The organism is Bradyrhizobium sp. (assembly GCF_019242285.1).
Taxonomy (GTDB): Bacteria; Pseudomonadota; Alphaproteobacteria; order Rhizobiales; family Xanthobacteraceae; genus Bradyrhizobium.
On record NZ_JAFAVV010000886.1, the window covers coordinates 1 to 8,914 of the forward strand.

General features: G+C 65.3%; 11 protein-coding genes. 7 read left to right on the forward strand and 4 right to left on the reverse strand.

Features of this window, described 5'->3' with window-relative positions:
• The 4 genes from JOY90_RS36445 to JOY90_RS36460 all read left to right on the forward strand — a co-directional run.
• On the forward strand, positions 1-330 hold a 330-nt coding region (locus JOY90_RS36445), incomplete at its 5' end, for a hypothetical protein (protein WP_291695925.1).
• Between the two features lie 219 nt (positions 331-549).
• Positions 550-957, forward strand: a complete 408-nt coding sequence (locus JOY90_RS36450; protein ID WP_367277040.1) for a hypothetical protein — start codon at positions 550-552, stop codon at positions 955-957.
• A 249-nt stretch (positions 958-1,206) separates the two neighbouring features.
• Positions 1,207-1,920, forward strand: coding sequence for an outer membrane beta-barrel protein (locus JOY90_RS36455; protein ID WP_291695926.1), 714 nt, complete (start codon positions 1,207-1,209; stop codon positions 1,918-1,920).
• 160 nt (positions 1,921-2,080) lie between these two features.
• A complete protein-coding gene (locus tag JOY90_RS36460; RefSeq protein WP_291695927.1) occupies positions 2,081-2,320 on the forward strand; it encodes a DUF6719 family protein in 240 nt (79 codons plus the stop codon).
• 152 nt (positions 2,321-2,472) lie between these two features.
• Here JOY90_RS36460 and JOY90_RS36465 read toward each other — a convergent pair whose 3' ends face one another.
• Positions 2,473-2,727, reverse strand: a complete 255-nt coding sequence (locus tag JOY90_RS36465; RefSeq protein WP_291695928.1) for a hypothetical protein — start codon at positions 2,725-2,727, stop codon at positions 2,473-2,475.
• A 328-nt stretch (positions 2,728-3,055) separates the two neighbouring features.
• Positions 3,056-4,060, reverse strand: a complete 1,005-nt coding sequence (locus tag JOY90_RS36470) for a helix-turn-helix domain-containing protein (RefSeq protein ID WP_291695929.1) — start codon at positions 4,058-4,060, stop codon at positions 3,056-3,058.
• A gap of 546 nt (positions 4,061-4,606) precedes the next feature.
• On the opposite strand from JOY90_RS36470, the gene JOY90_RS36475 reads away from it, so the two are divergent.
• Both JOY90_RS36475 and JOY90_RS36480 read left to right on the forward strand, forming a co-directional pair.
• Positions 4,607-4,975, forward strand: a complete 369-nt coding sequence (locus tag JOY90_RS36475) for a hypothetical protein (protein ID WP_291695930.1) — start codon at positions 4,607-4,609, stop codon at positions 4,973-4,975.
• The gene (locus JOY90_RS36480) at positions 4,972-5,817 is read left to right on the forward strand and encodes an alpha/beta hydrolase (RefSeq protein ID WP_291695931.1); all 846 of its coding nucleotides are present in this window, start codon (positions 4,972-4,974) and stop codon (positions 5,815-5,817) included. The genes JOY90_RS36475 and JOY90_RS36480 overlap by 4 nt, the downstream gene beginning before the upstream one ends.
• An 8-nt stretch (positions 5,818-5,825) precedes the next feature.
• On the opposite strand, the gene JOY90_RS36485 is transcribed toward JOY90_RS36480, so the two are convergent.
• Both JOY90_RS36485 and metG read right to left on the reverse strand, forming a co-directional pair.
• Positions 5,826-6,236, reverse strand: a complete 411-nt coding sequence (locus JOY90_RS36485) for a hypothetical protein (protein WP_291695932.1) — start codon at positions 6,234-6,236, stop codon at positions 5,826-5,828.
• A gap of 61 nt (positions 6,237-6,297) precedes the next feature.
• On the reverse strand, positions 6,298-8,016 hold the full coding sequence (gene metG, locus JOY90_RS36490; RefSeq protein WP_291695933.1) for a methionine--tRNA ligase: 1,719 nt from the start codon (positions 8,014-8,016) through the stop codon (positions 6,298-6,300).
• A gap of 446 nt (positions 8,017-8,462) precedes the next feature.
• On the opposite strand from metG, the gene JOY90_RS36495 reads away from it, so the two are divergent.
• The gene (locus tag JOY90_RS36495; protein ID WP_291695934.1) at positions 8,463-8,675 is read left to right on the forward strand and encodes a hypothetical protein; all 213 of its coding nucleotides are present in this window, start codon (positions 8,463-8,465) and stop codon (positions 8,673-8,675) included.
• Positions 8,676-8,914: the final 239 nt, after the last annotated feature.

Consider the following 8,914-nt stretch of genomic DNA (forward strand, 5'->3'; position numbering starts at 1 on the left):
ATTTCCGCAGCCCTGCTCGCCGTTTCCATGCTCGCCGCGCCGGCGCTCGCCACGAGCTCCGGCAAGCTTACGAAGGCGCCCACGACCCGGATCGCGCAGGTCAACGCCGACAACAAGTCCGACAAGGCCGAGGCGCCCAAGGCCCAAGTGAAGGCTCACGTCAAGAAGCTCAGCCACAGGAAGCACCGTCGGCATCACTATGCGCAGCACCGGAAGGTGCACGGCATCAAGACCGGCGCGCTGAAGGCGAAGTCCAAGGTGAGCTACAAGCACCCGACCAAGGCGAAGGTGAGCTACAAGCACGCCGCGGCCGCGACCAAGCGCGGCTGATTCATTCCCGGCGCGGCTCAATCCCACATTGCCCCCACCGCGCCGGGATCGAAGGTCCGGCTCGCCCGCAACAACGTCCCCCGCTTGCGGGCGGGCCGGTGCCCGTGTCCTCCCTGCGAAATGTGAATTTGCTTCGGGTTGGTCCGGGTCTAGAACGAAAGCGCGGGGCTGCGGACTCTCGAGACCACGGGTTTGCAATTGGGGACATCGGCAAGGCACTTGGCGAGGCACTTCGTTCTGCTGCTGCCGCTGGCGCTCGCCGGCTGCATGGACAGCGACGAGACCAGAAGCACCTCCTTCGTGGAGGACAGCAACGCCGTTCAGCCGTTTCCGACCAACCACCGCACCGAACTCGTGGCCTTCATGCACACCTATCTCAACGATCCCGCAGCCGTGCGGGCGGCGGAGATGGCCGACCCGGTCCAGCGCGTGGTCGGCGGCAGAAACCGCTATGTGAGCTGCCTGCGCTTTGCGGCGCGGGAGTCCGACGGGACCTATCGCGACCCGCGGGTACGCGCCGTGGTCTATGTCGACGGCCGGCTCGACCGGATCGCGCCCAACCCGGGCGACCTCTGCGCCGGCGCCGCCTATGGGCCGTTTCCGGAGCTGGAAAAGATGTCGCGCTGAGCCAGCAATCGCGTCTTTGTGACGGCTGGGCTGCCTTTTACGGTCCCTTGAACCGGCCTTTCACAATCACGACATAATTAAGGGCGGAACCGCGCCTTGAGACAGAAAATTCTTCCGACGGGGGAACGAAAGACGATTGTTGCTTTACGGCCACGGTCAAGGACGATCACAGCTGCGGCATCGCCGTGAAGCAACCAAAAAGAGGCCACGTTGTTGAGACACGTCAATGGACGAAACTGGGGAATTCTCATGAAAAGGCTTTTGCTTAGCGCAGCCGCCCTGGGCCTTTTTGCAAGCCCTGCGCTGGCGGCGGACCTGCCGCCGCGGCCCTACGCCAAGGCGCCGGTCTATACGCCCCCGGCCGTGGTCTACAATTGGACGGGCTTCTATATCGGCGGCCATGTCGGCGGGGTTTTCACCGACGGCAATAACAACCTCATGGGCAACGACGCACGCTTCATGGGCGGCGTGCAAGGCGGCTTCGACTACCAGTTCTCATCCAATTTCGTCGGCGGCATCGAGGCCCAGTATAGCTGGATGAACAGCAACAACACCGGCGTGCTGTTTCCCGGCGGCACCCTTGTCACGGGCCGGAACGACCAATTGGGCTCCGTCACCGGTCGTGTCGGCTACACCTGGGGACCGGGGCTGCTGTACGCCAAGGGCGGCTATGCCTGGCGCGACAATCCCAATATCGGTGTGAGCGTTGCCGGAACGCCGGCTCCCTTCACCACGACCGGCGCCCAGCAGAGCGGCTGGACCGTCGGCGCCGGCCTGGAATATATGTTCGCGCCGAGCTGGTCGGCCAAGGCAGAATACCAATACTACAATTTCGGCACGACGACCTTTACCGGGGGTCCGGCCGAGATCGTTGGATCGCGCTTCCGCGACGACGAGCACTCGGTCAAGGTCGGCGTCAACTATCGGTTCGGCTGGGGTGGGCCGGTCGGCGCGAAATACTGAGGGTGTTGAAGTCTCCTCGAAGGGCCGGCCCAGCGTCGGCCCGTCGACTCAACAAACAGCAAGCGCCTGTTTGACGCGCGGCAAAAATATTTTTGCGGGCGCGTGAAACTTGTCGCCCAGATGCGCTATTAGAGCATCAGCCGGCTGTGGGACAACGAATATGCGTATTTTGGCGTCGGTACTGGTCGCGTCGGCGATGGTGGTGCCTTGCGCGGCTCAAACCATCCTGAAATCGGAGCCGCTGATGCTCGCGCCGTATGAGGTTGCCTTCGTTCAGGACGGGTCCTGCCCGTCCGGCAAGGTGCTCAAGGTGACCGGCGCGATCAGGGGCCTGCACCGCAAGCGGGTCTGTATCCCTCTCACCGCCGAGCAGGCGTCGCTGGCGGTGGCGACGCCGTAAGTCGCTCTCACGATCTGGCGATGCGATCCGACCTTCCCCCACTCGGGGGGTGAAACGACCCCTGTGCTTAGATAGGATTGCTCCACGCCTGCGGGAGCAGGGGTGTGCCACTGGCTGAATCTGAAAGTTGGTCGGGGCCGCCGGTCCTCCGTTCAGGACAGGAACTGGATATCATGCTGGGCTTGGCGTTCGGCGTCCAGCTTGTTCTGTGCGGGGTCTTCCTGAGGTTCCGGCCGGCAGGGCCTGATCTCGTAGTCGTTGTCCAGCACCGGCCGGGGCGCCGGTTTGCCCTCATCGGTGGCCGCATCGACGACGAGACCGCTTTGCTTGGCGAGCCACCAGACGTCCGCCTCCGTCGGATAGGACTTGCTCAGCTTGGCCTCGTTGCAGAACAGCGCATACGGCATCGGAATCGGCTCCGGTGAACAATCGATTAACGCGTAGGGAAGAGTTCAGTTGCGGCAAGCCGAGGGCTGGAATCGGATCCGTGAACAGCTGTTTGAGCCCATTCTGAGTCCTTAACGAGATGTAAACGCCGGAAAAAAGAATCCGCGGGACTCTTGACCCAGAATCGCCGGATGATTCAGGCCATGGGAACCGACAACCGGCAGACCTTCTGTGATCGGACGCCGCTGGGGCTGGCGATCGGCCTGATGGTCGCCTGCGCAGCCAACCTCGCGCTGGTCTGCGTGTTCCTGTAAAGATGCGACCGGTCGCCCGTCAGGGCGCCGCGCCTTATGAGGCTTCGGAACCGTTCCGCCATTCGCGGGGCGTCATGTCGAAATGCGCCCTGAACGTCCTGTTGAAATAGGACAGGTCGTTGAACCCCCAGCGATAGGCGAGCTCCGAGATGTTCAGCACCCGCTGCCTGGGATCACGCAGCGCGTGGCTGCAGCCCTGAAGCCTGTTTTCGAGCAGCCATTGCCCGAACGTCCGGCCGGTCAGCCTGAAGCGCGAGTGAAGGGTCCTGACCGAGATGCTGAGGCGGTCGGCCGCCTGCTGGGGCGACAGTTCGGGGTCATGAAGATTCTGCCGGCAGAAGGCCAGCAGCGCCTCGACCTTCAACTCCGCCTCCAGCCGCCGCGACGGGATCCCGTCGGTGCCCGCCAGCGCCACGAGGTTGCAGAGACTCTCCGCCAGCAGGCTGGTCTCGGCGTCGCCGAGCGGTGAGTCGTTGCCGGCAAGCTCCATCATGTGAAGCCTCAAATGAGCGGCAAAGCGCGCATCGGAGGCGAGCTTGCGGTGCGGACGGTCGCGCAGCCAGGGCGCCCGCCGCTCCATCATGGCAAGCGGCACCATCGCGATCGCGCACCGGCCGCCGTGCTGGGCGCGGTATTCCCGGCCTTCGCAAAATCCGATGTCGCCGGGGTGGAGCTTGACCGCCTCTCCGCCCACGATCGAGGTCGTCTCTCCGCTGAGTTGCAGATAGAGCGCATAGTGATCGGAGGCGTTGGCAACGTCCCGGCGCGTGCGAACGATCTGATAGCTCGTCCTCGACTCTGCCAGCATGAAGCGAAGCGGACCGCAACTGCGGAGCTCGACACGCGCGGAGAATTCGCCGGGGGAGACCGCCTCCGGCGTGCCGAAAAAACCCATGGCCGCGCTGCGGACCACGTCGCGCCAGTACGAAAAGCGCGCCGGCGGAGGAATTCCGTCGGTGGACCAGACCATGGTCGGTCCATCGGCCCGAGAAGCCCGGTCCAGGCCGCCGCGCTGGCCCGCGCTCGCACTGTCGGCCATATCGTCTGCACTCCTGCCCAAGACCGCGCCATGCGGCTTTCCTAGATGAAACACCGCCTCGTGATGATCATGCGTCGAACAGGCGAACTGACCTGTGCAAGGCCACCGCGACAGCCAGGAGAATAGCAGCACATGAAACCGAAGTCATAGAATAACCCGGCGTGCGCCTGGCCGAAGCTCACGTCATCGCGATGGCACCGCCGCTGCTGGCTCCACGAGAGTGAGCAGGTGTTCGACGGTCCTCCGCTCGAAACACCAAGGCCGTTGCGCGCCCGCCGGTTCGCTACGACGCGACGTTCGGCACCGGGCGCTGATTTTTCTCGCAGCGGCACCTGGTCGAAGGAAATTGCTTCATGCCATGGAATACGATTCTTGGATTGACGCTCCTGGCGCTCGCCGCCGGCCTGGTGCTGGGCCGGGCGGTCGCGCAGGCTGGCGCCCGAGGCGATCGACTCGAAGACTGCCTTGGGATCCTGCGGTGGTTGACGCCACGACCGTTCCGTTCATCATGGAGACGAGCCGGGACTCCGGTGGACGGAGATGCGCATGCTCGAGACGCTGAAGGCACGGATCAATGATGATGCGGTGCTGGTGCGGCATGGACGTTACCTGACCACGACGTTCCTGTTGGAGATAGGTGAGACCTCTTGGCTGATCGCGATCGCCGAGGGCACGGTGGTGTCCGTGGTCCCGGGGCCGTTCGTGATGCCGTCCTGGTCGTTCGCGCTGCGCGCGCCGGCGGCGGAGTGGGAGAAATTCTGGAGCGCGCGGCCGCCGCCGGGCTCGAACGACCTGATGGCGCTGATCAAGCGGCGGGTGCTGAGAGCCGAAGGCGACCTGAAAATTTTCATGGCGAACCTGCGCTACTTCAAGGAAGCGCTCGCGAAGCTGCGCGCCGAGAGGGTCGGTGCATGACGGCGACATTCGAGCCGATCATCGGCCGCTATCTGCGCCTGGAGTTGCTCGGGCGGCCGCACCGTCTCTATGTCGAGGAAGCAGGCCGAGGCACGCCGCTGCTCTGCCTGCACACCGCCGGCGCCGATGGCCGGCAGTACCGTGCGCTGATGAACGATGCGCGCATCACCGCGCGCCATCGCGTCATCGCCTTCGACATGCCCTGGCATGGCAAGTCCTCGCCGCCGGAGGGCTGGCACGAGGAGGAATACCAGCTCACCTTGGCGCACTATACCGAGATGATCCTGACGGTGATGGAGGCGCTCGCCCTGGAGCGGCCGATCCTGATCGGCTGCTCGATCGGCGGCCGCATCGCGCTGCATCTGGCGCTGGAGCATTCCGAGCGCTTCCGCGCCATCATCGGGCTGCAGGCCGGCGCGCATGTCGATCCCTATTACGACCTGAACTTCCTGCACCGGAGTGACGTGCATGGCGGCGAGGTCTGCGGCGCGATCGTGTCCGGCCTGGTCGGGCCCGATGCGCCGGAGGCCGAGCGCTGGGAGACGCTATGGCACTACATGCAGGGCGGTCCGGGCGTGTTCAAGGGCGATCTCTACTTCTACAAGATCGACGGCGATATCCGCGAGCGCGTGTCCGACATCGACACCAGCCGCTGCCCGTTGTTCCTGCTGTCGGGCGAGTACGACTATTCCTGCACCCCGGAGGAGACGCTCGCGGTCGGGCGAAGTATCGCGGGCTGCGAGGTCACCATCATGAAGGGCCTCGGCCACTTCCCCATGAGCGAGAATGCCTCCGCGTTCCTGACCTACCTGCTGCCGGTGCTGGCGAAGATCGAGGGCTGACCCCTTCGCTAGTCGTTGCCGCGTGGCGAGGCGGGTCCCTCGTCGATCGTGGTGCGGAGCTTGGCCAGCGTGGCGTTGAAATATTCCGCTCGCTCACGGTTGAACCGCTCCTGGTGCGCGCGGAAGCTCGCGATGCGATCCTGGATCTCGCGCTTCAGGTCGGTCTGCGGCAGCGAGAGCGGCGCGAGCTGCTCAGGCCGGGTGACGGCGGGGGGCGCGACGGCTTCCGGCGGCTTTTCGGTCGGTGCGGGCTTCGCGCGGGCGTCCTGCCGACCGAGCGAGGCTGGCGGCACGGCGGGCTGGGGCAGAGGCGCTGCCGGCGTCCGCGGCCTTGCCGCTATCTCGGCCTTGCCCGTGACCGATTGCACGAAGGCCATCGTCTGGGCGAGCAGTGCGTCGCGTTCTTTCTTCCAGTCCATGGGACACCTCAGGTGCCCCGAGTTTCGGTAGCGTCGGGTTACGAATCAAGCATTGATTGCATCAGCTCCTGGGGATAACCGCCAGCTCTTCCGGTGCCGGGCGCCCGCCGGCGAACCGAACCCGCTGCGCTTGCGCCCAATCCGGCCCGAGCTTCGCGAACAGCGGGCCGGGATGGCTGATGCGGCGGCCGGGTGGAATGCGGCCGAGATCGCTGGCGGACGGGAAGGGCGGGACGTCCTCGTGCTCGCCAATGGCGGCGAGCACTTTTTCCGCCGCCTCCGGGATGATCGGCCATGCCGCCCGCGCGCAGATGCCCAGCAGATTGATCGCGATGCGGACGACGAGCGCAGCCTGGTCCGGCTCCGACTTGATCAGGGTCCAGGGGGCGCGGGCGACGAGATAGGCGTTGGCCGCCTTCCAGATCGCGCGGACCGCGTCGGCGGTCCGGCGCAGCGCCAGCGCCTCATGCTCTCTGCGAAGCTGCTCCGTGAGGCGGCTGATCTGCTCGGCAAGCGCCCGTTCATCGGTCCCGGATCTGCCGCCATCCGGCACCACGCCGCCGTAACGGGAGACCACGAAGCTGAGCACCCGCTGCACGAAGTTGCCAAGAGTGTCGGCGAGATCATGATCGACGTCGGCCGCGAAGCGAGCGAAGGCGAAGTCGGTGTCCGCCGTCTCCGGCGCGTGCGCGGTGAGCCACCAGCGCCAGCGGTCGGCCGGCAGCAGGTCGAGCGCCTGGTCGAGGAAGACGCCGCGGCCGGCGCTGGTCGAGAACTTGCCGCCTTCATGGGTCAGCCAGTTGACGCCCTTGATGACGTCCACCGTTTTCCAGTTCTCACGCGAGCCGAGCAGTGTGCAGGGAAAGCTCACCGCATGGAACGGCACGTTGTCCTTGCCGAGAAACTGCACGTAGCGCACGTCGTCCGTGCAGAGCCACCAGCGCCGCCAGGCGCGCCGCGCAGGGTCCTGGTCCGCCCATTCCCGGGTTGCCGCGATATAGGCGATCGGTGCGTCGAACCAGACATAGAACACCTTGTCTTCGAAGCCAGGCCTCGGCACCGGCACGCCCCACGAAAGGTCGCGGGTGATGCAGCGGTCGCGGATGCCCTCGTCGAGCCATTTCCTGGCGATCGACGTGACGAGCGGCGGCCAGTCGGCGCGCGAGGCGAGCCAGGCGCGCAACTCGCCTTCGAGCGCGGACTGCCGCAGGAACAGGTGCCGCGTCGGCCGCAGTTCGAGCGCGGTCGAGCCAGAGATCGCCGAGCGGGGCGCAATGAGCTCCGAAGGATCAAGAGGCCGCGTGCAGGCCTCGCACTGGTCGCCGCGGGCGCGGTTCGAGCCGCAATGCGGGCAGGTGCCGACGACGTAGCGATCCGGCAGGAAGCGGTCGTCGGCCGTGCTGAACACCTGTTGCAGCGTCCGCGCCTCGATGAAGCCGTTGGCTTCGAGCCGGGCAAAGAAATGCTGTGTCAGCGCACGGTTCTGTGCCGAGGACGACCGGCCGAAATGATCGAACGACAAATTGAACCGGCGGCAGATGTCGGCCTGCACCGCGTGCTGGCGCGCACAGTAGGTGGCGACGTCCGCGCCGGCCGCATCGGCGGCGAGCTCCGCCGGCGTGCCGTGCTCGTCGGTGGCGCAGATGAACAGCGTCTCGGCACCGGTCTGGCGCCGAAAGCGGGCATGGACGTCGGCGGGCAGCAGCGAGCCCGCGAGATTGCCGAGATGCTTGATGCCGTTGATATAGGGTAACGCGCTGGTGATGAGATATCGGGTCATGACGCACTCCGTTCGGAAGAGAATGCGGACCCCTGGAATCAAAAAGCCCTCCGCAGGAAGGGAGGGCTCGGGTCCGCTTCGTCCGACCGGCGCGTGCGCGCCGTCAATCCCTCCAGCACATCTCCTGCGGGGCGGGCATTCGCATGGTGGGACGGGTAGGGGCGGAGGTCATACGAGCTTTTTCCAATATCGAGGCTCATTGAATAGGGCCTGAAACCACGAAAGACAAGTCCCGGTCAGCGCGACCGTCCGCGCCGGTCAGAAGGGCAATGATATCAGTAACGCATGGAGGCTGTCGCCCGCGCGCTGAACGGCTCGGACATTTACTGGTGGAGCATGGCACGCCAGCGGCGCCACAGGTGATGCCGCCAAAGTGAAGCCGGCACGGCTTAAACAGTGTCCGCCTTTGCATACGTGACGTAGCGAGGCCTCTTGGAGCAAAGACAATGCGATCGGCTTTGATCTTGGGTGTGCTGATTGCCCTGACTGCTTCTGCCAGCGCTGCCAGCGCGCGTCATTCCCGCGGCCGCCATGTCATCGTCGCTCATCGCGGCCAAGCCCAGCGTGCGCCCATTCCGGAGCGTAGGAGCTTCGCCGTTCCCGGCTGGACCGAGGAGGAAACGCTACGCTGGATGAATGATGCCACCGCATATCCGTGAGCTGGGTCGATCGAGCGCCGGCTGACCGGCATGTCCCGACCGCGGTCGCAGGGCCGACCGTGACGGACGCGGGGCGAGCGTCCCTTCAGCCACTCCAACTCTTGGGCCGAAAAGAAGCCCCGCTCCTTGGGACAAGGCGCAGGGCAGGTTACTCACTTTGGGACGCGCCAGTGCTGCTGGCGCACCTCAGTCTTTCAAAGATGCTTTGCTCCCGCATCAACTTTGTTGAATTTCGATCG

What these genes read in the sequence shown, in the direction of transcription:
- JOY90_RS36460 (WP_291695927.1), top strand. Translation starts at nt 2,081, where the DNA reads ATGCGTATTTTGGCGTCGGTACTGGTCGCGTCGGCGATGGTGGTGCCT.
- JOY90_RS36480 (WP_291695931.1), top strand. Translation starts at nt 4,972, where the DNA reads ATGACGGCGACATTCGAGCCGATCATCGGCCGCTATCTGCGCCTGGAG.
- metG (WP_291695933.1), bottom strand. Translation starts at nt 8,016, where the DNA reads ATGACCCGATATCTCATCACCAGCGCGTTACCCTATATCAACGGCATC.
- JOY90_RS36475 (WP_291695930.1), top strand. Translation starts at nt 4,607, where the DNA reads ATGCTCGAGACGCTGAAGGCACGGATCAATGATGATGCGGTGCTGGTG.
- JOY90_RS36470 (WP_291695929.1), bottom strand. Translation starts at nt 4,060, where the DNA reads ATGGCCGACAGTGCGAGCGCGGGCCAGCGCGGCGGCCTGGACCGGGCT.
- JOY90_RS36455 (WP_291695926.1), top strand. Translation starts at nt 1,207, where the DNA reads ATGAAAAGGCTTTTGCTTAGCGCAGCCGCCCTGGGCCTTTTTGCAAGC.
- JOY90_RS36485 (WP_291695932.1), bottom strand. Translation starts at nt 6,236, where the DNA reads ATGGACTGGAAGAAAGAACGCGACGCACTGCTCGCCCAGACGATGGCC.
- JOY90_RS36465 (WP_291695928.1), bottom strand. Translation starts at nt 2,727, where the DNA reads ATGCCGTATGCGCTGTTCTGCAACGAGGCCAAGCTGAGCAAGTCCTAT.
- JOY90_RS36495 (WP_291695934.1), top strand. Translation starts at nt 8,463, where the DNA reads ATGCGATCGGCTTTGATCTTGGGTGTGCTGATTGCCCTGACTGCTTCT.